Source organism: Acidovorax sp. (assembly GCF_021287135.1).
In the GTDB taxonomy this organism is placed as follows: domain Bacteria; phylum Pseudomonadota; class Gammaproteobacteria; order Burkholderiales; family Burkholderiaceae_C; genus Acidovorax.
Genome location: NZ_JAJTBB010000083.1, coordinates 22,779 through 45,153, shown reverse-complemented (window position 1 = coordinate 45,153; position 22,375 = coordinate 22,779). Strand labels below are relative to the sequence as shown.

17 protein-coding genes and 1 tRNA gene are annotated in these 22,375 nt (G+C 67.6%); 7 read left to right on the top strand and 11 right to left on the bottom strand.

Annotation, left to right across the window (positions count from 1 at the left end; translation table 11 throughout):
* Positions 1-61 precede the first annotated feature (61 nt).
* Complete coding sequence (locus LWW96_RS19425) at positions 62-955, top strand: LysR family transcriptional regulator (RefSeq protein WP_291489504.1); 894 nt, start codon at positions 62-64, stop codon at positions 953-955.
* An 81-nt stretch (positions 956-1,036) separates the two neighbouring features.
* Here LWW96_RS19425 and LWW96_RS19420 read toward each other — a convergent pair whose 3' ends face one another.
* The 4 genes from LWW96_RS19420 to LWW96_RS19405 all read right to left on the bottom strand — a co-directional run bounded on the left by LWW96_RS19420 (position 1,037) and on the right by LWW96_RS19405 (position 7,806).
* Positions 1,037-2,683: an ankyrin repeat domain-containing protein gene (locus LWW96_RS19420; protein WP_291489503.1), complete on the bottom strand. Its 1,647-nt coding sequence runs from the start codon at positions 2,681-2,683 to the stop codon at positions 1,037-1,039.
* A gap of 234 nt (positions 2,684-2,917) precedes the next feature.
* Positions 2,918-4,348: a hypothetical protein gene (locus LWW96_RS19415; protein WP_291489502.1), complete on the bottom strand. Its 1,431-nt coding sequence runs from the start codon at positions 4,346-4,348 to the stop codon at positions 2,918-2,920.
* A 12-nt stretch (positions 4,349-4,360) separates the two neighbouring features.
* A complete protein-coding gene (locus LWW96_RS19410) occupies positions 4,361-6,577 on the bottom strand; it encodes an ATP-binding protein (RefSeq protein WP_291489501.1) in 2,217 nt (738 codons plus the stop codon).
* Positions 6,574-7,806, bottom strand: a complete 1,233-nt coding sequence (locus tag LWW96_RS19405) for a hypothetical protein (protein WP_291489500.1) — start codon at positions 7,804-7,806, stop codon at positions 6,574-6,576. The genes LWW96_RS19410 and LWW96_RS19405 overlap by 4 nt, the downstream gene beginning before the upstream one ends.
* 437 nt (positions 7,807-8,243) lie before the next feature.
* On the opposite strand from LWW96_RS19405, the gene LWW96_RS19400 reads away from it, so the two are divergent.
* Positions 8,244-8,867 carry a lipocalin family protein gene (locus tag LWW96_RS19400; protein ID WP_291489499.1) on the top strand — a complete coding sequence of 208 codons (624 nt, stop codon included), beginning with the start codon at positions 8,244-8,246 and terminating at the stop codon, positions 8,865-8,867.
* A gap of 104 nt (positions 8,868-8,971) precedes the next feature.
* Here LWW96_RS19400 and LWW96_RS19395 read toward each other — a convergent pair whose 3' ends face one another.
* Genes LWW96_RS19395 through LWW96_RS19370 form a run of 6 tightly spaced genes read right to left on the bottom strand, consistent with a single transcriptional unit; the run spans position 8,972 to position 15,456 of the window.
* A complete protein-coding gene (locus tag LWW96_RS19395) occupies positions 8,972-10,630 on the bottom strand; it encodes a dipeptide ABC transporter ATP-binding protein (RefSeq protein ID WP_291489498.1) in 1,659 nt (552 codons plus the stop codon).
* Positions 10,627-11,706: an ABC transporter permease gene (locus LWW96_RS19390; RefSeq protein WP_291489497.1), complete on the bottom strand. Its 1,080-nt coding sequence runs from the start codon at positions 11,704-11,706 to the stop codon at positions 10,627-10,629. The genes LWW96_RS19395 and LWW96_RS19390 overlap by 4 nt, the downstream gene beginning before the upstream one ends.
* A 25-nt stretch (positions 11,707-11,731) precedes the next feature.
* Positions 11,732-12,148, bottom strand: a complete 417-nt coding sequence (locus LWW96_RS19385) for a DUF86 domain-containing protein (protein ID WP_291489496.1) — start codon at positions 12,146-12,148, stop codon at positions 11,732-11,734.
* The gene (locus tag LWW96_RS19380; RefSeq protein WP_291489495.1) at positions 12,138-12,557 is read right to left on the bottom strand and encodes a nucleotidyltransferase domain-containing protein; all 420 of its coding nucleotides are present in this window, start codon (positions 12,555-12,557) and stop codon (positions 12,138-12,140) included. The genes LWW96_RS19385 and LWW96_RS19380 overlap by 11 nt, the downstream gene beginning before the upstream one ends.
* Positions 12,558-12,573: 16 nt before the next feature.
* Positions 12,574-13,605, bottom strand: a complete 1,032-nt coding sequence (locus LWW96_RS19375; RefSeq protein WP_291489494.1) for an ABC transporter permease subunit — start codon at positions 13,603-13,605, stop codon at positions 12,574-12,576.
* A 45-nt stretch (positions 13,606-13,650) separates the two neighbouring features.
* Positions 13,651-15,456, bottom strand: a complete 1,806-nt coding sequence (locus LWW96_RS19370; RefSeq protein ID WP_291489493.1) for an extracellular solute-binding protein — start codon at positions 15,454-15,456, stop codon at positions 13,651-13,653.
* 72 nt (positions 15,457-15,528) lie between these two features.
* Here LWW96_RS19370 and fabI point away from each other — a divergent pair, with 72 nt between their 5' ends.
* Positions 15,529-16,329, top strand: a complete 801-nt coding sequence (fabI, locus tag LWW96_RS19365; RefSeq protein ID WP_291489492.1) for an enoyl-ACP reductase FabI — start codon at positions 15,529-15,531, stop codon at positions 16,327-16,329.
* Between the two features lie 93 nt (positions 16,330-16,422).
* Positions 16,423-17,283, top strand: coding sequence for a DNA ligase (locus LWW96_RS19360; RefSeq protein WP_291489491.1), 861 nt, complete (start codon positions 16,423-16,425; stop codon positions 17,281-17,283).
* 213 nt (positions 17,284-17,496) lie between these two features.
* On the opposite strand, the gene LWW96_RS19355 is transcribed toward LWW96_RS19360, so the two are convergent.
* Positions 17,497-19,869 (bottom strand): arginine/lysine/ornithine decarboxylase, encoded by a 2,373-nt coding sequence (locus LWW96_RS19355; protein ID WP_291489490.1) that lies wholly within the window; start codon positions 19,867-19,869, stop codon positions 17,497-17,499.
* Positions 19,870-20,015: 146 nt separating this feature from the next.
* Between LWW96_RS19355 and LWW96_RS19350 the strand changes: the two genes are divergently transcribed.
* From LWW96_RS19350 to LWW96_RS19340, 3 genes are all read left to right on the top strand, one after another.
* Positions 20,016-20,441, top strand: a complete 426-nt coding sequence (locus LWW96_RS19350; RefSeq protein ID WP_291489489.1) for an NfeD family protein — start codon at positions 20,016-20,018, stop codon at positions 20,439-20,441.
* Positions 20,442-20,551: 110 nt separating this feature from the next.
* Positions 20,552-21,481, top strand: a complete 930-nt coding sequence (locus LWW96_RS19345) for a stomatin-like protein (protein WP_291489488.1) — start codon at positions 20,552-20,554, stop codon at positions 21,479-21,481.
* A 395-nt stretch (positions 21,482-21,876) separates the two neighbouring features.
* Positions 21,877-21,966, top strand: a tRNA-Ser gene (locus tag LWW96_RS19340).
* Positions 21,967-22,375 lie beyond the last annotated feature (409 nt).

Here is a 22,375-nt window from a genome sequence, read left to right as displayed (position 1 = left end):
CTGTGAAATCGATTGTTACGATCAATCCATCTGAAATGCAGATGAATCAAGCCGCCCCGCCATGAGCACCCCTCACCTCTCCAGCCGCCAGCTCGATGCCTTCCTCGCGCTGGCCGAACAGCGCAGCTTCACCCGCGCCGCCGCGCTGTGCCACCTGTCGCAGCCTGCGTTCAGCGCCCTTATCCGCGCGCTGGAGGACGACCTGGGCCTGCGCCTGTTTGACCGCAGCACGCGGCATGTGGACCTCACGCCCGAGGGGCAGAACTTTCTGGAATCGGCCCGCCGCATTCGCGCCGAGATCACCAACGCCCTGGCCGCCGTGCGCGACACGGCCACGCTGCAGCGCGGGCGCGTGGCCGTGGCGCTGCTGCCATCGCTGGCCGCAGGCTGGCTGCCGGGCGTGCTGGCGCAGTACCGCACTGCGCACCCGGGCATCGAGATCGATATTGCCGATGTGCTGTCCGAGCCCTGCATCGACCGGGTGGCCAGCGGCCATGCCGACTTTGCGCTGGCCGCCATCCGCGCCGACACGCCCGCGCTGCAAGCCGAGCCGTTTTGCAGCGACAACTTCTACCTGGTGTGCCCGGCCGACCACCCGCTGGCGCGCCGCCGCAAGGCGATCACCGCGCAGGACCTGGCCGCATGGCCTTTCATCCACCTGGCTCGCACCAGCAGCGTGCGGCAATACCTGGAGGCCGCCCTGCACCCGCAGGCCCTGCGCACGCTGATGGAGGTGGAGCAGCTGGCCACCGTGATGGGCATGGTGCGCGCGGGGCTGGGCATCAGCGTGGTGCCCGCGCTCACGCTGTTCCATTTCGAGCAGCCCGGCCTGGTCACCCGGCCGCTGTCGCTGCCGGGGCTCACACGGCAGATCTACCTGGTGCGGCGGCGGGATGAGAGCCTGTCGGTGGCGGCGCAGGCGCTGTACGCGCTGGTGATGGCGCAGCGGCCATGATGGAAGCCGGATGTTTTTGCTACTCTATTGATAGCTGCCAGCGCTGACAGGTAAACCGCCACAGGCGGATTTCATTCAAAGTCAGGCCGCAAGCAGCTTCTGGGCCGCCTTGTTGCGCTTGACCACCGCCAGCTGCAGCGGTGTGCGGCCTTCGCGGTCGCACTGGGTGCGGTCCGCCCCCGCCTGCAACAGCAAAGGGATGCAATCGGTCGCCTTGCACAGCACGGCCTCATGCAAGGCATTGCCACCGCGGTACAGCACCCTGTTGGGGTTGGCACCGTGGGCCAACAGCAGCGCGACCTTGGCTTCAGACAGGGCGTTGATCGCGCCCTCCAAGGGAGTGCGCTGCGCATCGGCGGGGGGATCGGCGGGCAAGCCCAGCGCCAGCACCATCTCCAGCAACGCCACAGGCCGCTCCACGATGCGGCTGGTGAAATCCTTCAGGCAGCTGTTGGCGGCATTCAGCCAGACGGCGTCGCGCGCAGGAAATGCCTCGGGGGCGCTGCGCAGCACCAGGTTTCGCAGCGTGGCCACGTCCGTGCCTTCGTGCTTCGTGATGCCCTCCACCAGCAAGTGGGGTTCCGGGATTTTTTCGATGCACATCAGTGCGTGGTCTCCCGGTCGCCACAGGCGGTCCAGCGCATGGCCATTCCCCGCATCCACCGCACTGCTCAGCAACTGATGCCGTTGGGCCTCGTCTGGCGGGGCCTGCGCCAGCAGTTCATCGAGGCGCACGTGGTCGTGGTACCAGATCGCGCTGCGTTGCTGCTGCGGGGTGTCGTACTCCAGCGCGTAGTGCGGCCAGATCACCCGGCCACCGTGTGCCACCAGCAGATCGCGCAATGCCTGGTGCACGCCCCCAGCCAGGGCCGAATCCCCGTGCTGGCTTACGGCGTTGACCTCCGCGCCCCGCTCCAGCAACCACTGTGCGGCCTGCACCGCCATGGAGACTGGCTTGCTCAGATAGTGCGTTGCTTCGGCCAATTGCATCAAGGGCGTGTGCCCCTCGTCGTCCACAGCGTTCACATCCACGCCCGCGTCCACCAGCGCCTGCATCAGCGCAATGTCAAACGCATACGCCGCGCAATGCAGCGGAAACACCGGCAAGGTGAAGCTGGGCATGCGGGTGACCAATGCCAGCGGGTCGGGCCGCGCACCGGCTTGCAGCAGGGCGATGATGGCGTCGGTGGGCAACACGCCGCTGGCCTTGCCCGCCTGCGGCGTGAGCAAATGCACGATGAGCGGCCGGTGGTACAGCACCGTGTTGGGGTCCAGGCCGTGGTGGTGCACCAGGTTCAAGACCTCGCTGTATTGCTCTTTGGAGAGCAGCTGGTGCACTTCTTCCAGCGGGTCCAGCTTGCGCACAGCCGCTTCAAATTGCTTGCGCGTGACGGATTTGGAACCGTTGAGAAAAAAGCCTTGCGCCTTGGGGCCATCGTGCCATTCACAGCTCAGCAGCTTGGCCCCCCGCTCCAACAAACCAGGTGGCCATTCTTCGGCAGGCAGCAGGTTCCACGGCCCCAGCACGGCCAGCTCTGCACACAACTGCGCAGCCCCCGCAAACTCAAAAGAGACCCCGGAGTCTTCGCCCAGGCCCAACAGGGTGCCCAGCACGCGGGCCTGCTCGTTCAGCGGCAGATCCGCGGTGGATTGGGCCTGAGCAGCCCAGGCGGCCGCCTGGGCTCGGGACTCAAAGTAAACGGTGTAGTGCAGGTGGGATTCGGACATGGCGTGGGTTCAACAGCAGAGATAAATCACAGCGTTAGGCAGTGGCGGGGCTGCGACGCGTCAGCTCTTTTCTTCTCGAGCTTTCTGGAGGGCGGCTTCGCAGGCCTCGGCCACATCGGGCCGGGTTGAGACAGGCACATTGCAACGACTTCGGTCGGGTCCACGGGGGCTTGGCGGTCTTGAACGCCTGCGTTGGAGCAAGTCCATCGAGGGAAGGCCGTTGCGCACATGCCGTCAGGTCGGGGGTTTCAGGTAGCGCGCGCACAGCTGGCCGATGGCGTCGCACAGCAGATCGGTGGCGGGAGGCACGCCGGGCTCCATGGGAAAGTCGATTTCCTCGCGGCGCACCCAGTCGTCGCCGTCCAGCTGGGCGAAGCGCACGGTCATCTTTTTCCAGTCGAAAACCTGGGTTTGCAGTTCCACCGCGCCGCTGCGGCTGAAATAGGACTTGGTACGGGACAGGTGCAGGCTGCGGGAATGCCCGTCGTACTCCAGGTACAGCAGGCCCGGCGGCACGCGGGGGTCCGCTCCCGAAGCCAGCCGCTCGACCACCGCCTTCAGGCTGTCGCGCAGCCACTGCGGGTACTGGCGGGGCTGCCAGTCGGTGGGGCCGTCGATGAGGCCCGGCGCGCGCGCCCAGGTGGCGCGCTGGGCGGCGCCGTCGGCCACCGGCTTGGGCTTGCTGGCCTTTTTGGGGGGCGCGCTCGTGCCCAGGGCATCCACGGCCTCCTGCTGGGGCGTGCCGCGGAACAGGCGCACATCCGCTGCCAGCAATTGGCCGCGCGCAGCCAGCGCCTCGGCCAGCACCACCGCCACATCGAGGTTGCCGGCACTCACCGCCAGGCGCAGCGGCGTGCGGCCGCGCGCATTGGCGGCGGCGGGGTCCAGGCCCCACTCCAGCAACTGGCGGGTGGTGGCCACCGGGTCGCCCTCGCGCCGCCAGGCCACCGAGATGCCCGCGCGGCTCTGGTCCAGCCCGTCCACGTCGCCAGCGCAGTGCATCAGCGCGTTGGAGCCTGCGGGCGTGGTGAATTGCACATTGGCGCCGCGGTCCTTCAAGAAGCGCAACAGCGGCACACTGCCCATGGAGGCGGCCATGAGCACCGGGTTGACCATCTCACGGTGGTCCATGGCCTCGATGTCGGCACCGGCGTCCAGCAGCAGGTCGATGGCCTGATAGACGGCTTCGGCATGCCCGGCGGGGGCGTCGTCGCGAAAGGGCATGCTGAAGATTTCGCCGCGCATGTCCCCCAGCCCGAGGGCCAGGCACAGCGCCGGGTCTTTGGTTTTGCGCGGGTCGCCACCGGCGGCCAGGACCAGCGCCAGCCGCTCCAGCGCGCGGTGTTCCGCGTAGCTTGAGAACTCCGTGCAGCACTCTGCCAATGGGGTGGAATTGCGGTTCTTGCGCCGGTTGGGGTCACCGCCCTTCTCCAGCAGCAGGCGCAGCAGCGCGAACTGGGCGTCTACCCGGCCGGGTACGCTGGCATCGTCCGGACGGTCGTAATAGGCCCAGTGCGCCGAGCACGCCCACTGCATTGCAGACTCTTGCGAGACGCTGATGCGGTCCGGGTGCACGCCGGAGCGGACCAGGCGCTCTATCTCGGCAATGAGCGTGTCGAATCCGATGTCGTATTCGAGGGTGACGGAAGAAGATGCAGTGGCCATGAAGAAAAAAATTCAATCGGATGAAAGAGCGGAGCCGGGCCAGGCCTTTGCCGCCGCCGCAAGCTCCTGGTGCAGCAGTAATTCCACCTCGCTGGGCTCGAACTGCCCCTGCAGCAGCGGGATGGCAAAGCGGTATTCGCCGCCTTCGTGCTTGCGCAGCACGTAGGCCAGCTGCAGGCGCGCCAGCGACTGGCGCAGGGCCTGCGCGTCGGCCAGGACACCGTGGCTTTGCAGCAGCTGGGCCAAGCTGGCCAAACTGCTCTGCCCGGCCTGGGCCGTGTGGTACACCACGATGCGGTCGAGCCGGCAGGCGGCGTCGTCTTGGCTCAAGCGCCCCCAGCCGGCCAGCGCGTCGTGCACCGCCTGCGAGGCCAGGGCCTGATCCAGATGGCGCTGCTCGATGGCGCGCTCTCCGGGCTGCAGCGCCTCCAGGCATTCCTGACACAGGATGGCGACCAGATTGGCGCGCTGGCCGCTGGCGTCCACCAGCTTTTCCACCAGCGTGTCGCTGGCAAAGCCCAGGCGCAGCTTGCGCAGCGGCTCGGTGGCCAGTTCGCGGCAGGCATCGCGCTCCAGGCCGCCGATGGCCAGCACCTCGCCGAAGTTGCGCAGGGGGCTCTGGTAGTCCAGCACGGCCGTGGCGTACAGGTCCCAGAAGCCGGCCAGCATGAACCAGCAGCGGCCTTCTTCGCTGAGTGCGCGCAGGGTGGACAGCTGCGCATAGCCGCTGCCCGATTCGGCGCGGAAGAACAGGTCGGCCTCGTCGATCAGCAGCACCAGGCGCTTGCCCTGGTACTGCGCCTGCAGGTGGTCCACGATGGCTTCGAGCGGGGTGTCGGCCGGCAGGCCGAACTGCAGCGCCATGCGGGGCGCCAGGCGGTGGTCGCGCAGCGAGACGTAGTGGCACACGGTGTGCGGGTGGCCCTGCAGGCGGCGCTGCACGGCCTTGAGCAGGCTGCTCTTGCCCAGCTGGCGCCCGCCCACCACCAAGTAGTTGGCGGGCTCGCGGCTGACCACGCGCGCCAGCAGCTGCGTGCGGCCGAAGAACGCACCCTCGCGCGTGATGCCGCCGCGCGTCTGGTAGGGCGAGATGCGGGTGATGCGCAGCTGCGCCGCCAGCAGGCGCAGCAGCACCTGCAGCGACTGGCCGCCCACCAGCCATTCGGTCTGGCTGGCGCTGTCGATCAGCACATGCAGGTTGGCGCGGTCGTCGCCATGGGCCCGTAGCAGCGGCTCGGGCGTGTCCACGCTGTGCTGGCCCAGCACGAGGAGCACGTCGCTGCCCGTTTGCGCGGCGCGCAACTGCCGCACCAGGGTGGCCTCGTCCACGCCGGGCGTGGACGCGAAGACCAGGCACCGGTCCAGCGACACGGGCAGATCCGGCGGAAACTGCCACTCAAACACCAGCCCTGGCAGCGCCCAGCCGGTGCTGGGCTGGCTGCGGGCGGACACGCGCTCGGCCAGCGCGCGCACCAGCTCCGCGGCCGCGTCGCGCGCACCGGGCTGGGCGCATTGCACCGCGCGGCGCCAGTCCACCAGGCGGATGTCGGCGGCCAGAAGCGTGGCTTCGCGCCGGCCCGTCCACCCGAGCAGGCGGTCCAGCCGCGGCAGGCGCGAGAGCGGCGTGCGGCGCAGCCGCGCGGGCTGCAACTGCGCGGGCCCGAGCAGCGGATGGCGCGCCACCCACACCACCGCGCCGACCGCGAAGATTGCGGCGCACCAGTAGATGAGCTTGCGCAGGCCGTCGAACGGGTCGCGCTCAGAGGCGGGCACGGGTGCGAAGTCGTCCGGCTGGCCTTCCAGGCAGTTGATGGGCAGGTAGCCGCTCGGGATGGGCGGGCGCCCGGGCCGGCAGCTCCAGGTGGTGGTGCCGGGTTTCAGCTGCACCACCACCTGCGTGCCCGCCAGCTTGCCCAGCGCGGGGTTGGCCGCGATGTCGACCTGCAGCACATAGGGCCGCGGCGAGCTGACGCGCAGCTGCGGGTTGCCGATGGGCGGCGCGTATGGGCGAATGTCCTCGGGCCAGCCGTCCAGCTCGTTGTGGGCCTGCATCATCGCCACCCGCCACTGCACCAGCTCGCCCCACACCACGCCCGCGTTCTCTGCGCCCAGCACCGCATCGCGCGTGACGGGGTTGAGCTGGGGCGTAAGCAGCGCGCTGGCCACGAACAGCGTGACGGCCGCAATCAGCACCGCGCGGACCACGGCTTTGGAACGCAGCACGCTCATGCGGCGGTCGGGGAGGACTCCAGCACCATCACGCCAGCCTCGCGGATGGTGGCGCTGCGCCAGTGCAGCCGCGCCGCGTCGCCCGTGCCGCGCACCTGCAGCAGGTTGCCCCAGAACAGGCGGCGCAGTGCGTCGTCCTGCAGGTAGGGGCGCGCGCGGCCCAGCTCGTCGGCCTGCAGCAGCTGGGCCAGGCGCTCGCGCGTGGCGGGGGCCTGGGCCAGCGGCAGCAAGGTCTGCCACAGGCGCGCACTGCTGGCGAGGTGGCTGCGCAGCGCGGCCGAACGGGCCTGCGCCTCCTCCGCCCCATGGTCCACCAGCCACTGCAGCCCCTCCTCGAACAGCGCGGGGTGGCCGCCGCTGAGCTCTTGCAGCGCGGCCAGCACGGGCTGCGCCCACGGCGGCTCGGGCCAGCGCTGGCGGGCCAGGGCGGTGAGGTCGTCCAGCGACGGATCCGGCCAGTAGTGGACCTGTGCGATGTTGAGCAGCGACAGATCGCCGCCGCGGTACTTGAGATCGGCCAGCGCCTCGCCGCCGCACAGCAGCAGGTGCAGGCGGCCGCTGTGCATCTCGCTGAGGCTGCGCAGAATGCCCGCCAGGGTCTCCCGCAGCGCGGGCGTGCCCTGCTCGAAGCGGCTGACCAGGCAGAACAGCCGCTCGCCCGCCAGCAGGCGGCGCTCCAGCGCGGACTCGAACTCGTAGTCGGAGGCCACGTCGCTCAGGCCGCACTGCCGGCCGATGGCGGCAAAGTACTCGGCCGGCACCGTGCTGACACTGTAGGGTGGCTGGATGTGCAGCACAGCGCTGTCCCCGTACTGTGCCTTGGCACGCGCCAGCAGCCCCAGACGAAATGGCGGCTGCCCCCAGTGGGCGGGCGACAGCAGCAGCGAGATGGGGTACGGCACGGCCTGCGCCAGCTGCGCAAACAACCGGTCGAGGAACGCGCCAAAGGGCTGCTGCTGCGCCACGCCCGCAGATTCGGTCTGCAGCGGAAACTCCGGCTCGAAACCGGCGGCGCTGAGCAGGCGGTTGGCCTCGGCCTCGGTCAGCCGCAGGTAGCGCGTGCAGGCCACGACTTTGTCGCGCGAGCGCGGGTTGGGCGCCGACAGGCCGTTGCGCCAGTTGTTCACGGCCTCGCGGCTGAGGCCGATCTCGGTGGCGACGCCGGAAGCACTGGCGCGGATGCGCCGCATATAGAGCGAAAGCAGATCGGAAAACGAATCTCTGGCCATGGAGGAAAGCGGCGGCGGCGCTCGGTGAGTGCCGCCACGGTGGTCGTCAAAGCAAAAGGGCGAAATGCAAGGCGGCAAGGCCAGGCGGCAATTGTGAACTGTGAACCGGGCCCGGCGAACTGCGCGGCGCAACGATTCGGCAATCCCGCCACAGCCACAGCGGCCCCGCGCCGGGTCAAGCCACGCTGTCGGCACCGCCGGCCCGTGCGGGCATTGTTGCCGGCACGGGAGGTGCCGTCCCTCGCCAAGTTGTCCATGGTCGCCGCCGCGCTCTTGACACGGCGTCCACCGGCCGGCGGTGGCGCCGCGGTGCCAGGCTGCCAGGCGGGGCTACCGACACGCTGTGCCAGCGCCAGCCTACACGGCGCCTGCGCTGCGGCGCCTACAGTGGGCTGCGAGAGAAAGCACACCCACCTACTGCTTGAGGAGACCACACCATGCGCACCCGTTCCCCGCGACCCCTGGTCACCCCCTGGCACCTGGCGGCCGGCATTGCGGTGCTGGTGGCCGTGCTGGCGCTGTCCGCATGCACCACGCCCCGAACGCCCGAGGGCATCCAGCCCGTCACCGGCTTCGACGTGGACCGCTACGCCGGCCACTGGCACGAGGTGGCGCGCATTGACCACCACTTCGAGCGCGGCCTCATCCGGGCCAGCGCCACCTACACGCGCAACCCTGACGGCCAGTCACTCAAGGTGGTGAACCGCGGCTATGACCCGGTGCGGCGCCAGTGGAAGGAGGCCGAAGGCACCGCCCGCTTCGTGGGCGACCCGGCCCGGGCCGCGTTGAAGGTGTCGTTCTTCGGCCCGTTCTACGGCGGCTACAACGTGGTGGCGCTGGATGAAAACTACCAGTGGGCCCTGGTGGTGGGCTCCAGCACCGACTACGTGTGGATCCTGTCGCGCACCCCGGCCCTGCCCGCGCACGTGCGGGAACACCTGCTGGAGCGCGCACGGGAGTTAGGCATTGACATGAACCGCATCGTGTGGGAGCAGGAGCAAGCGCTGCAGCCCAGCCGCACGTCACGGGCAGCGCAGGTCCGCCGTGCGCCGATGACGTGAGCACCGGGGTGCGGCCCATGCCACGGGCGCCGCGCTGCCCTGCCCCCAGGACAGCGGCAGAATAGCTATATTTTTAATAGCGCCTTGCGCTTTATCCACGGGCGCTACGCGGCATTTTCATCCAAAGGAGTGGCTGCGGCCACCAGGCGCTGGGTGTACGGATGCTGCGGAGCGTCCAGCACGTCGGACACGCTGCCGCTTTCCAGCACCTCGCCGTCTTTCATCACCAGTACGCCATGGGCCATGGCGCGGATGACGTCCACGTCGTGGGTGATGAGCAGGTAGCTCAACCCCTTCTCTTTCTGCAAGCGCTGCAGCAGGCCCAGCACTTGCTGCTGGATGGTCACATCCAGCGCGCTCGTGGGCTCGTCCAGCACCAGCACCTGCGGCTGCACGATGAGCGCGCGGGCAATGGCCAGCCGCTGGCGCTGGCCACCCGAGAACTCGTGCGGGTACCGCTCCAGCAGGCGCGGGTACTGTGCCTCGGCCAGGCCCACTTCGGCCAGCACGGCTTCCACGCGGGCGCGCCGGTCGGCGGTGGCCAGGGCGGGTTCATGCACCCGCAGGCCCTCGCCCACGATTTCTTCCACGGTGAGGCGCGGCGAAAGCGAGGAAAACGGGTCCTGAAAGACCACCTGCACCTGCCGGCGCAGGCGCTGGTTGGCGGGGGTGTTGCGCGTGGCCGGCTGCTGCCAGGCCTGCCCGCCCACCTCCAGCAGGCCCGAACAGGGCAGCAGGCCCAGAATGGCCTGGGCCAAGGTGGACTTGCCCGAGCCGGACTCGCCCACCACCCCCAGCGTCTGCCCCGGCAGCAACTGCAGCGTGGCGCCGTGCACGGCCACGAACTCGCCCTTCTTGAACCAGCCCCGCAGGCCGGGCAGCGGCGTGGGGTACACCACGCGCAGGTCCCGCGCCTTCACGACGGGGGCGGCGCCCGCTGGCGGTGGGGTCTCGACCACATCGCGCCGCGGCTGGCTGGCAATCAGGCGGCGGGTGTAGGCATGCTGTGGTGCGCCGAACACCTCGGCCACGGGGCCCTGCTCCACCAGCACGCCCTGCTCCATCACCGCCACGCGGTCGGCGAAGCGGCGCACCAGGTTCAGGTCGTGCGTGATGAGCAGCACGGCCATCCCGCTCTTGCGCTGCAGCTCGGATAGAAGGTCCAGAATCTGGCCCCGCAAGGTCACGTCCAGCGCCGTGGTGGGCTCGTCCGCCAGCAGCAGCTGCGGCTCGCTGGCCAGCGCCATGGCGATCATGGCCCGCTGGCGCTGGCCGCCCGAGAGCTGGTGCGGAAAGCTGTTGGCGCGCCGTGCAGGCTCGGGAATGCCCGTCTGCGCCAGCAACCCGACGGCCGCCTGGGCGCACTGCGCGCCCGTCAGGCCCCGCTTGAGCTGCAGCACCTCGGCGATCTGCGCGCCGATGGTCATCAGCGGATTGAGCGCCGTCATGGGCTCCTGGAACACCATGGCGATCTCGCCACCGCGCACGCCGCGCATCTCGCGCTCGGACAGGGCCAGCAGGTCGCGCTGGCCCCGCAGCACGGCCTGGCCGGTGATAGCGGCATCGCCCGCCAGCCGCAGCAGGCTGAGCGCGGTGATGGTCTTGCCCGAGCCCGACTCACCCACCAGGGCAAGCTTTTCGCCCGGCGCGATGGAGAAGCTGACGCTGCGCACCACCGCTTTGGCGCCGAAGCGCACGTGCAGGTCCTGCACCTGCAGCAGGGGCAAGTGCGAAGACGAAGACGAAGGCGGAGAGGTGTTCATTGCTTTCGGGGATCGAGGGCGTCCCGCAGCGCGTCGCCCATGAAGGTCAGCAGCAGCAGCGTGACCACCAGCACCGCAAAGGTGGACAGCGAAATCCACCATGCGTCGATGTTGTTCTTGCCCTGGCTCAGCAGCTCGCCCAGCGATGGTGTGCCGGGCGGCACGCCCAGGCCGAGGAAGTCCAGCGACGTCAGCGCCAGGATGGCCGCGCTCATGCGGAAAGGCAGGAACGTGACCACGGGCGTCAGGCTGTTGGGCAGGATGTGGCGCCAGATGATCTGCGCATTGCCCACGCCCAGCGCGCGCGCGGCCTTCACATAATCCAGCTGCCGGTTGCGCAGGAACTCGGCGCGCACATAGTCCGACAGGCCCATCCAGCCGAACAGGCTCAGCAAAATGAGCAGCAGCGCCACGCTGGGCGCGAACACGGCACTGAAGATGATGAGCAGGTACAGCTCGGGCATGGAGCCCCAGATCTCGATGAAGCGCTGAAACGCCAGGTCGGTCTTGCCGCCGAAAAAGCCCTGGATGGCGCCGGTGACCACGCCCAGTAGCACGCCGGTCACCGTGAGTGCCAGCCCGAACAGCACACTCACGCGAAAGCCGTAGATCAGCTGCGCGAGCAGGTCGCGGCCCCGGTCGTCCGTACCCAGCCAGTTGTCGGTAGTGGGCGCCGATGGGTTGGGTGATTTGGCGAAGTAGTTGAGCGTGTTGGGCCCGTAGGTGTTGAGTGTGTAGAGCGCCCAGTTGCTGCCCTGGCTCAGCCGCTCCTGGATGAACGGGTCCAGGTAGTCCGTGGGGGTGTCGAAGTCGCCGCCAAAGGTGGTCTCGGGGTAGTCCCGCAGCATGGGGAAGTAGGTCTGCCCCTCGTAGCGCACGATGAGCGGCCGGTCGTTGCTGATGAGCTCGGCCCCCAGGCTGATGAGCACCAGGGTGCAGAAGACCAGCAGGCTCCAGTAGCCCAGGCGGTTGCGCCGAAAGCGCAGCCAGGCGCGGCGCGCGGGGGATAGCGAGGCGGGCGCGGAGGCCGGAGCCATCGCCGCCGGACCGGGGGAAGTGGGAGAAGGCGAATCCATGACCTGTTGTTGCCGGAAGGATGGCCTAAGCAGCATCCTGTTGCAGGAGAGTCTTGCTGTACTGCAGGAATTCGTCGAGATGCTTCTCGATGATTGCCACAGTGATGGGCAACTGCAGGCTCTGGTAGTCGTGCACCGCAATGTTGCGGAACCCGACCATGCGTTGGAGCCCCTCCGCCAGCGCGGCCTCGATGCGCCCGGCCCGGGCCAGCAGGGCAAACACGTCCCGCGCGCTTTGCGGCAGGCCGAGCCGGTCCCGCCGCACCAGGTGCTGCCCCATGTCCAGCGCGGCTTCGCAGGCGCGCAGGATGTTCAGGATGGCCGCGTCCTGGCGGCTGAAGCTGGCGGCAAAGGTGGCCGGATCGCTGAAATACTCTTCGCGCGCCCGCTTCACGCAGCGTTCGATCGTGGCGGCCTTGTTGACCAGCACCTCATCCACCATACACAGTTCCTCGTTTCTGGATATCGGCCAACAGCCCGGCACGCGCGGTGTCCAGCGCCGTCTTCTCGCTGAGGATGGCGCTTTCAAACAATGCGGCCTGCACGTCGCGTGCCCACCAGCGCTCGCCCCGGGTGATGACCTGGTATTGCATGACCGTGGACGCGGCGCGCAGGTCCAGTAGGTCCACGGCGCAGCCCGCCAGGTCTGCCAGCTCGCCGGACAGATGCCACAGGTGCGCGGCATCGGCATAGCCCGCCACCAGCACTGCCAGGTCCAGGTCGCTGTCCGGCCCGGCCGTGCCCTGCACGCGGCTGCCAAAGGCATATACGGCCAGCAGGCCGGGGACCTGCCCCTGCAGCGTGCCAACGATCTGGGCGCGGACCTGCGGCGCTATCGCCAACGGACTCATGTGCTGATGGCCTCCGTCAATCGAACTTCACGCGCGGGTCCACCCACACGTAGCACAGGTCGCTGATCAGCTTGGTCACCAGCCCGATCAGCGTGAACAGGTAGAGCGTGCCCAGCACCACCGGGTAGTCGCGCCGGATCACGCTGTCATAGCTCAAGAGGCCCAGGCCGTCGAGCGAGAACAGCGTCTCGATGAGCAGCGAGCCCGTGAAGAACGCACCGATGAACGCCGCCGGAAACCCGGTGATGATGGGGATGAGCGCGTTGCGGAACACGTGCTTCCACAGCACCTGCCGCTCCGACAGCCCCTTGGCGCGGGCCGTGAGAACGTACTGTTTGCGGATCTCTTCCAGGAACGCGTTCTTGGTGAGCATGGCCGTCACCGCAAAGCTGCCCAGCACCATGGCCGTGACGGGCAGCGTGATGTGCCACAGGTAGTCCACAATGCGCGCACCCCACGTCAGAGTCTCCCAGTTCGACGAGGTGAGCCCGCGCAGGGGAAACCACTGCAGCTGCCCGCCAAAGATCACCAGCAGCGCCACGCCCAGCACGAAGCCGGGGATGGCATAGCCCACCAGGATGATCAGCGTGGTGACCATGTCGAAGCGCGAGCCCGCCCGCACCGCCTTGGCCACGCCCAGCGGCACGGCCACCAGGTAGCTGATGAAGAAGGTCCAGAGCCCCAGGCTGATGGAGACGGGGAGCTTCTCCTTGACCAGGCTCCACACGTCCTTGTTCTGGAAAAAGCTCCTGCCCAGGTCGAAGCGGGCAAACTGGCCCAGCATCTGGAAGAAGCGTTCGTGCGCGGGCTTGTCGAAGCCGTACAGCGCCTTGATCTGCTCCAGCCGCTTGGGGTCGACGCCCTGGTCGCCGCGGTAGGCCATGCCCCCTGTCTCCAGCCCGCCCTTGCCGGCCGCCGTGCGCGCCTCGGCCAGGTACTGCTCCACCGGGCCGCCGGGCACGAACTGGATCACGGCAAAGGTCACGAGCAGCACGCCCAGCAGGGTGGGCAGCATGAGCAGCAGGCGTTTGGCGATGTAGGCAAACATGTCAGAGGTCCATGGCGCTGCGCGGCCATCCGGGGAGGTGCTGTTTCATTCTTTGGCCCACCACGAGAACATCAGCCATTCCTCGGCCTTGGCATAGGGGGGCATGGGCTCCTTGTAGGCCAGGCGCTGCTGGTTGTAGACCACGCGGTGCGAGCCCAGCGTCCACTGGGGGATGAGGTAGTGGCTGTGCATGATCACGCGGTCCAGCGCGCGGCAGGCGGGCAGCATCTCGGCCTGGCTTTTCGCGCGGGTGAGCGCCGTGACCAGGGCGTCCACGGCGGAGCTGTTCACGCCCGCGTGGTTGCTGGAGCCCTCCACCTTCACACCCTGGCTGCCGAACAGCTCCTTCATCGCCTGGCCCGGGTTGTAGGTGCCGGGGTAGGCCAGGCTGATCATGTCGTAGTCGAACTTGTCCAGCCGCTGCAGGTACAGCGCGAAGTCCACGGCGGTGAAGCGCAGGGTGATGCCGAGCTTTTCCAGGTTGCGGATCCACGGCGTGACGGTGCGCGCGCCGCCTTCCTTGCTGTCCAGGAATTCGATCACCATGGCCTGGCCCTCGGCATTGCGCAGCGCGCCGTCGCGGTAGGTCCAGCCGGCTTCAGCCAGCAGCTCGCGCGCACGGCGCAGGTTGGCGCGCAGCGAATGGCCCTCGCCCTCGGTGGTGGGCGGCGTGTACATGGGGCCGAAGACGGCGTCGGGCACCTTGCCGCGCCAGGGCTCCAGCAAGGCCAGCTCTTCGGCAGAGGGGTTGCCCCGGGCCTCGCACTGGGTGTTGCCAAACAGGTCTTTCACGCGCGGATAGCCGCCGTAGAACATCTGGCGGTTCATCCACTCGTAGTCGATGGCCAGGCCCAGCGCCTCGCGCACGCGCACGTCCTGCAGCAGCGGGCGGCGGGTGTTGAGCACATAGCTCTGGAAGCCCGCGGGCAGCTGGTGCTTCATGTCCTTCTTGACCAGCACGCCCTGCCGGAAGAGCTTGCCGTCGATGCGGCGGGCCCAGTCGCCGGCCGAGTAGATGGTCATGAAGTCGAACTCGCCGGCCTTCATGGCCTCCAGCCGAGCGGTGTTGTCCTTGTAGATCTTGACGGTGATGCGGTCGAAGTTGAAGGCGCCCTTCACCACATTGAGATTGCGGCCCCAGTACTGCGGGTCGCGCTGGTAGGTGATGTCGCGGCCGAAGCTCACCTCGCCAATGCGGTACGGGCCGCTGCCGATGGGCGTGTCCGTCACGATGTCGTCAAAGCGCTTGGCCTTGCCGTCTGGCCCGCGCCCCCAGGCCCGGCTGAAAACGGGCACGCCGCCCACGGTGATCGGCAGTTCGCGGTTGGGCTGCTTGAAGCGAAAGCGCACGGTGCGCTTGTCCAGCACGTCCACGCCCGCGACTTCCTGCAGCAGCGTGGCGTAGCTGGGCGAAGCGTAGGGCCCGATCAGCGTCTCGTAGCTGTACTTGACGTCGGCGGCCTCCACCGGCTCGCCGTTGTGAAAGCGCGCCTCGGGCCGCAGGCGGAAGGTGGCGCTCAGGCGGTCCTCGGCCACCTGCACGTCCTCGGCCAGCAGGCCGTAGGCCGAGGCCGTCTCGTCCATGGAGCCGGTGAGCAGCGATTCGAAAATCAGGTCCCCCAGGTAGGCCGGCGCCGACCCCTTCATAGTGAAGGGGTTGTACTTGTCGAAGGTGGAGTAGCGCAGGTTGCTCACCATGCGCAGCTCGCCGCCCTTGGGGGCGTCGGGGTTCACATAATCGAAGTGCGCGAACCCGGGCGGGTACTTCAGGTCGCCCCACAGCGCATAGCCATGGGCGGCCCAGGCAGGAGCCGCGCACACCGCCAGCAGGAAAGTCAGCCAAAACCGCATGCGACAATTCTGCCCTACGTTGCACACCCCACGCGGGTGCCGCATTCCACACCATTCCAAGGAGAACAACACATGGGTTTTCTGACCGGCAAGAAGCTGCTCATCACGGGCGTGCTGTCCAACCGCTCCATCGCCTACGGCATCGCCCGGGCCTGCCACCAGCAGGGCGCCGAGCTGGCGTTCAGCTACGTGGGCGAGCGCTTCAAGGACCGCATCACCGAGTTCGCCGCCGAATTCAACTCCACGCTGGTGTTCGACTGCGACGTGGCCAGCGATGAACAGATCGACCGCATGTTTGCCGACCTGTCGAAGACCTGGCCGAAGTTCGACGGCTTCGTGCACAGCATCGGCTTTGCGCCGCGCGAGGCGATTGCCGGCAACTTCCTGGACGGCCTCTCGCGCGAGGGCTTCCGCATCGCCCACGACATCAGCGCCTACAGCTTCCCGGCCATGGCCAAGGCCGCCCTGCCCTACCTGAACGACAAGTCCTCGCTGCTCACGCTGTCGTACCTGGGCGCGCTGCGCTCCATCCCCAACTACAACACCATGGGCCTGGCCAAGGCCAGCCTGGAAGCCAGCGTGCGCTACCTGGCCGAGGCCGTGGGCCGCACCGAGGACGGCCGCAGCTTGCGCGCCAACGGCATCAGCGCCGGCCCCATCAAGACCCTGGCGGCCAGCGGCATCAAGGACTTCGGCAAGCTGCTCTCGCGCGTGGCCGACGCCGCGCCCCTGCGCCGCAACGTGACCATCGAAGACGTGGGCAACGTGGCGGCCTTCCTGCTGTCGGACCTGGCCTCTGGCGTGACGGCCGAGATCACCTACGTGGACGGCGGCTTCAGCCAGACCGCCGGCCTGAGCGCCGACCAGGTTTAAGAACGTGTTCACGTTCTAAGAAAAATGGGCTCCAGCGCTGATCCAGCAAGCGCCGACAGCTATTCATTTGATAGCTCCAGCCGCCGCACCTGGATGTTTGCCAGTGCAGGCTGGCTGGCGGCCGTTGCGGCAGCGGGGCTGGGCACAGCCCCTTTCGCCGCGCACGCGGGCGAGCCTCCGGCGCTGCTGCTGGCCAACGTCTACCGCCCCGGCCTTCCCCTGGCGGACTACTGGGTCAGCGAAAAGTACGACGGCGTGCGCGGCTTCTGGGACGGCCAGCGCCTGCGCACGCGGGGTGGGGAGACCGTCCAGGCCCCGCCCTGGTTCACGGCCGGCTGGCCTGCCACGCCCATGGACGGTGAGCTGTGGGCGGGCCGCGGCCGTTTTGCCCAGGCCCAGTCCACCGTGCGCCAGCAGCGGCCCGACGACGCCGCGTGGCGGCAAATGCGCTTCATGGTGTTCGACCTGCCCGGCCACGGCGGCACGTTTGACGAACGCATCCCGGCTATCGAATCCCTGGTGGCGGGCATCGGCCAGCCCTGGGTGCAGGCGGTCGCGCAGCGCCGGGTGGCCTCGGACGCCGCCCTGCAAGCCCTGATGCAGCGCACGGTGCGCGAAGGCGGCGAGGGGCTGATGCTGCACCGGGGCGCGTCGCTGTACGAGGCGGGCCGCAGCGACGATCTCGTCAAGCTCAAGCCCCAGGAGGACGCCGAAGCCCGCGTGGTGGCCCACCTGCCCGGCCGGGGCAGGCATGCGGGGCGCCTGGGCGCGCTGCTGGTGGAGATGCCGTCCGGCCAGCGCTTCAAGCTGGGCGCCGGCTTCAGCGATGCCGACCGCGCCCACCCGCCCGCCGTGGGCAGCTGGGTGACCTACCGCTTCCGCGGGACGCACGAGGGCGGCGTGCCGCGCTTTGCGAGCTTTGTGCGCGTGCGCGAGGACCTGCCGCCGCGCTGACCGGTGCGCCCGGCGGGCTTGCACCGCCGAAAGTGCTATCAAAAAAATAGCTTCCAGCGCTTACTGCACAAGCCCTGGAAGCCAATTTCACTAAAAACGCAGGCTGCAAAGCCATCCGCCCGAGCCTGGCTCCGCGGCGGCCGGCCTCTCAACGGCGCGGGGCGGCCAGCCCTGCGGGCCGGGACCGCACCCGCGGCGGCCTGCGCGGATGCCTCAGACGATGCGGCCGTAAGGGCCGTCGTCGCCCTGCTGCACCAGGTTCTCCGCAGTGGCCAGGGGCGACGGGTTCTTGCGCGAGGACGTGTGGCCCTCGGCCACGCAGTCCGCGTAGTAGCGCACCTGCCCGTTCTCGTCCTCGACTTCCACCAGGCCGTGGATGTCGGTCTCGAAGCCCGGGCACAGCTTGGCAAACTCGCGCGCGAACTTGAGGTAGTCCACGATCTTCTTGTTGAACACCTCGCCCGGGATCAGCAGCGGAATGCCCGGCGGGTACGGCGTGACCAGGCCCACAGTGATGCGCCCTTCCAGGTGGTCGATTTCCACGCGCTCGGTCTTGCGGTGCGCAATGTGGGCGTAGGCGTCCGAGGGCTTCATGGCCGGAGTGAGGTCCGACAGGTACATCTCGGTCGTCAGGCGCGCGATGTCGTACTTGGCGTACATCTCGTGCACGTGCTGGCACAGGTCCCTGAGGCCCATGCGCTCATAGCGCTTGTGCAGCTGGCAGAACTCCGGAAGGATGCGCCACATGGGCTGGTTCTTCTCGTAGTCGTCCTTGAACTGCTGCAGCGCCGTCAGCAGCGTGTTCCAGCGGCCCTTGGTGATGCCGATGGTGAACATGATGAAGAAGCTGTACAGGCCCGTCTTCTCCACCACCACACCGTGCTCGGCGAGGTACTTGGTCACGATGGACGCGGGAATGCCGGTCTTGTCGAACTTGCCGTCCAGGTTCAGGCCGGGCGTGACGATGGTGGACTTGATCGGGTCCAGCATGTTGAAGCCGTCGGCCAGCTGGCCGAAGCCATGCCACTTGCTGCCGTTCTTCTTGCCCTTGCCATCGCTGCGGATGATCCAGTCCTCGGCGCGGCCCAGGCCTTCGTCCACGAGCTTGTCGGGGCCCCACACCTTGAACCACCAGTCGTTCTTGCCGAAGTCGTCTTCCACCTGGCGCATGGCGCGGCGGAAGTCCAGCGCCTCCAGCAGGCTTTCCTCCACCAGCGCGGTGCCGCCGGGCGGCTCCATCATGGCGGCAGCCACGTCGCAGCTGGCGATGATGCTGTACTGCGGGGAGGTAGAGGTGTGCATCAGGTACGCCTCATTGAAGAGGTGGCGGTCCAGCTTGGTGGTCTGCGAGTCCTGCACCAGCACGTGCGACGCCTGGCTGATGCCCGCCAGCAGCTTGTGGATGGACTGGGTGGCGTAGGTCACCGAATGCTTGGGGCGCGTGCGCTTCTTGCCCATGGCGTGGTAGCTGCCATAGAACGGGTGGAACGCCGCGTGCGGCAGCCAGGCTTCGTCGAAGTGCAGGTTGTCCACGTAGCCATCGAGCATGCCCTTGATGGTCTCGGTGTTGTAGAGCACGCCGTCGTACGTGCTCTGCGTGAGCGTGAGCACGCGGGGCTTCACCTTCTTGGCGTCCACACCCTTGAGCAAGGGGTTGGCCTTGATCTTGGCCTGGATGGCCGTGGGCTCGAACTCGCTTTGCGGGATGGGCCCGATGATGCCGAAGTGGTTGCGCGTGGGCTTCATGAACACGGGGATGGCCCCGGTCATGATGATGCTGTGCAGGATGGACTTGTGGCAGTTGCGGTCCACCACGACCACATCGCCCGGGGCCACGGTGTGGTGCCACACCATCTTGTTGGACGTGGACGTGCCGTTGGTCACGAAGAAGCAGTGGTCGGCGTTGAAGATGCGCGCGGCATTGCGCTCGCTTTCGCCGATGGCGCCGTTGTGGTCCAGCAGCTGGCCCAGCTCTTCCACCGCGTTGCACACGTCGGCGCGCAGCATGTTTTCGCCATAGAACTGGTGGTACATCTGGCCCACCGGGCTCTTGAGGAACGCCACGCCGCCCGAGTGGCCGGGGCAGTGCCAGCTGTACGAGCCATCTTCAGCGTAGTCCAGCAGCGCCTTGAAGAACGGCGGCTGCACGCCTTCCAGGTAGCTCTTGGCCTCGCGGATGATGTGGCGCGCCACGAATTCGGGCGTGTCCTCGAACATATGGATGAAGCCGTGCAGCTCGCGCAGGATGTCGTTGGGCAGGTGGCGGCTGGTCTTGGTTTCGCCGTGCACGTAGATGGGCACATCGGCGTTCTTGCGGCGCACCTCGCCGATGAAGTTGCGCAGGCTCAGCACAATGGGGTCCAGCCCCTCGCCCAGGGTGAATTCCTCGTCGTCAATGGACAGGATGAACGCACTGGCCCGGCTTTGCTGCTGCGCAAATTGTGACAAGTCCCCGTAGCTGGTGACCCCCACGACCTCAAACCCTTCGGACTCGATCGCCTGCGCCAGGGCACGGATGCCCAAGCCGGAGGTGTTCTCGGAACGATAGTCTTCATCGATGATGATGATGGGAAAGCGAAACTTCATGCGCAGCCTCCGTGCAGCCGTGCCCTGCCCGGCAAAAATGGAAAGAGGCGCGAAGTGTAAGGAATAACGTTGACGCGCCTTTGAACCGCTGCGCTTTTGAACCAGAATGTGGTGCCACAAACACAACCACAACAAGGAGGTCGGGTATGGAGCAATCCACTGTCTGGTGGCTGGCCGCAGGGGCCCTGGTGGTGGCCGAACTGATCACCGGCACCTTCTACCTGCTGATGGTGGCTGTCGGCCTGGTGGCGGGGGCGCTTGCGGCCCACCTGGGCCTGGCTGCCCCGCTGCAGATCGTGGCCGCCGCCGTGGTGGGGGCCGGCCTGGTCGTTGGCCTGCACCAGATGAAAAGGCGCCGCCCCGGCGACCCCTCGCCCCGTGCGGACCGCAGCGTGAACCTGGACGTGGGCGAAACCGTGCTGGTCGAAGCCTGGAACGCCGACGGCACCAGCAGCGTGAAGTACCGCGGTGCCACATGGACGGCCATCCACCGCCCGGGCATCACGCCCTCCGTCGGGATGCACCGCGTGGCAGAGCTGGTGGGCAACCGCCTGCTGGTCGATCCGGTGTAGCAGCGGCGCCGCGCCGCCCGCGCACCTCGGGCCGGCGGCCGTCGTTGCGGCCCTATCTTCTCTTCTGTTCGCCCTCCCCCTTCCTTCGCACCAATCTCCAAAGGTTATCCATGGACACAACCGTCATTGCCACCGTCCTCTTCATCATCTTCGTGGTGTTCGTGATCCGCTCGGTGAAGGTGGTGCCGCAGCAGAACGCCTGGGTCAAGGAGCGCTTGGGCAAGTACGCCGGCACGCTCTCGCCGGGCCTGAACTTTCTGGTGCCGTTCATCGACCGGGTGGCCTACAAGCACAGCCTCAAGGAAATTCCGCTGGACGTGCCCAGCCAGGTCTGCATCACCCGCGACAACACGCAGCTGCAGGTGGACGGGATCCTGTACTTCCAGGTCACCGACCCCATGCGCGCCAGCTATGGCTCCAGCAACTACATCATGGCCGTCACCCAGCTGGCGCAGACCTCCCTGCGCTCCGTCATCGGCAAGCTGGAGCTGGACAAGACCTTTGAAGAGCGCGACATGATCAACGCCCAGGTGGTGTCCGCCATCGACGAAGCTGCCCTGAACTGGGGCGTGAAGGTGCTGCGCTACGAGATCAAGGACCTCACGCCGCCCGCGGAAATCCTGCGTTCCATGCAGGCCCAGATCACGGCCGAACGTGAAAAGCGCGCGCTGATCGCCGCCTCCGAAGGCCGCCGCCAGGAGCAGATCAACATCGCCACGGGCGAACGCGAGGCGTTCATTGCCCGCTCGGAGGGTGAAAAGCAGGCCGTCATCAACAAGGCCCTGGGGGAGGCCGAATCCATCAAGGCCGTGGCCGAAGCCACGGCGCAAGCGATCGAGCGCGTGGCCACCGCCATCCGCCAGCCGGGCGGCGAGCAGGCCGTGCAGCTCAAGGTGGCGGAAAAAGCCGTGGACGCCTACAGCCAGGTGGCCAGCGACGCCACCACCACGCTGATCGTGCCCAGCAACATGACCGAAGTGTCCGCACTGATCGGCTCGGCCATGAAGATGGTGCAGACCACGGGCACGCCCCGCAATTGACGACGGCCGACTGCGGCGGGCGGCGGGCGGCGGGGCCGGCGATCGCCGCGGGCCTTTCCTGCTGCCCCGGGACTGCCGCCGCATGGGTCCGCCGCGCGGCGCGGCGCAAGCCCCGTCCGCTGCACCGTGACCATCGGCCTTTCGGAAGCCTCTGCCAACGTGCAAAAACTCGACAGCTGCCATGCAGCAAGCCAACACCGCGCTGTACCGCGGCAAGACTGCTGGACGCAATCGGATGGAGCAAGGCGGCCGCCCCCGCGCCCCAGCCAACCCACCCTGGAGCTAGCTCCGGCGGCCGTCTCGCCCGCAGCGCTCTGAAGCGGACCGGGGCGACAGCAAGTCTTCTTCATTCCAGCGGCAGAGCCTTGAATTCGCGTGCTACAATCTGAGGCTCAGGAGAGGTGGATGAGCGGTTTAAGTCGCACGCCTGGAAAGCGTGTGTGGGCTAATCCCCACCGCGGGTTCGAATCCCGCCCTCTCCGCCAGTAAGCAAGCAAACAAGCGCCTCTCGAGGCGCTTTTTTGTTTTGTATGCCATTTGGTATACCTTTTTGTTGGGGATGCCACGAGGCATCTTCGGACCTCATTGAACCCCGCATGGGTGAGCGGTGATGGATGGGGGTTCGGTTCGTAGTCCCCTCCCTCAAAGCATTCAAGGCCCCTGTACGCGGCCCGTGCAATGAACTGCGCGGAATTTTGGCTTGCGAATCGCGTCTGTCCGCACTACACTAGACCGCACGGAGCCTCTCGGCTTCGTTTCGAAAATCTCTAGTTGGCACGGGCGTAGCCCAGACAACATCTAAAAATCCCGCTTCGGCGGCGTATCTTAAAGCCTTCGGGCCTCTTTGGACGGTAGTTATGCCGTCCCATCTGTCTAAAAGATTCCTCGGCGCTG

What these genes read in the sequence shown, in the direction of transcription:
- LWW96_RS19355 (WP_291489490.1), bottom strand. Translation starts at nt 19,869, where the DNA reads ATGAAGTTTCGCTTTCCCATCATCATCATCGATGAAGACTATCGTTCC.
- LWW96_RS19360 (WP_291489491.1), top strand. Translation starts at nt 16,423, where the DNA reads ATGTTTGCCAGTGCAGGCTGGCTGGCGGCCGTTGCGGCAGCGGGGCTG.
- LWW96_RS19350 (WP_291489489.1), top strand. Translation starts at nt 20,016, where the DNA reads ATGGAGCAATCCACTGTCTGGTGGCTGGCCGCAGGGGCCCTGGTGGTG.
- LWW96_RS19390 (WP_291489497.1), bottom strand. Translation starts at nt 11,706, where the DNA reads ATGGATTCGCCTTCTCCCACTTCCCCCGGTCCGGCGGCGATGGCTCCG.
- LWW96_RS19420 (WP_291489503.1), bottom strand. Translation starts at nt 2,683, where the DNA reads ATGTCCGAATCCCACCTGCACTACACCGTTTACTTTGAGTCCCGAGCC.
- LWW96_RS19410 (WP_291489501.1), bottom strand. Translation starts at nt 6,577, where the DNA reads ATGAGCGTGCTGCGTTCCAAAGCCGTGGTCCGCGCGGTGCTGATTGCG.
- LWW96_RS19385 (WP_291489496.1), bottom strand. Translation starts at nt 12,148, where the DNA reads ATGGTGGATGAGGTGCTGGTCAACAAGGCCGCCACGATCGAACGCTGC.
- LWW96_RS19375 (WP_291489494.1), bottom strand. Translation starts at nt 13,605, where the DNA reads ATGTTTGCCTACATCGCCAAACGCCTGCTGCTCATGCTGCCCACCCTG.
- LWW96_RS19395 (WP_291489498.1), bottom strand. Translation starts at nt 10,630, where the DNA reads ATGAACACCTCTCCGCCTTCGTCTTCGTCTTCGCACTTGCCCCTGCTG.
- fabI (WP_291489492.1), top strand. Translation starts at nt 15,529, where the DNA reads ATGGGTTTTCTGACCGGCAAGAAGCTGCTCATCACGGGCGTGCTGTCC.
- LWW96_RS19345 (WP_291489488.1), top strand. Translation starts at nt 20,552, where the DNA reads ATGGACACAACCGTCATTGCCACCGTCCTCTTCATCATCTTCGTGGTG.
- LWW96_RS19370 (WP_291489493.1), bottom strand. Translation starts at nt 15,456, where the DNA reads ATGCGGTTTTGGCTGACTTTCCTGCTGGCGGTGTGCGCGGCTCCTGCC.
- LWW96_RS19400 (WP_291489499.1), top strand. Translation starts at nt 8,244, where the DNA reads ATGCGCACCCGTTCCCCGCGACCCCTGGTCACCCCCTGGCACCTGGCG.
- LWW96_RS19425 (WP_291489504.1), top strand. Translation starts at nt 62, where the DNA reads ATGAGCACCCCTCACCTCTCCAGCCGCCAGCTCGATGCCTTCCTCGCG.
- LWW96_RS19405 (WP_291489500.1), bottom strand. Translation starts at nt 7,806, where the DNA reads ATGGCCAGAGATTCGTTTTCCGATCTGCTTTCGCTCTATATGCGGCGC.
- LWW96_RS19380 (WP_291489495.1), bottom strand. Translation starts at nt 12,557, where the DNA reads ATGAGTCCGTTGGCGATAGCGCCGCAGGTCCGCGCCCAGATCGTTGGC.
- LWW96_RS19415 (WP_291489502.1), bottom strand. Translation starts at nt 4,348, where the DNA reads ATGGCCACTGCATCTTCTTCCGTCACCCTCGAATACGACATCGGATTC.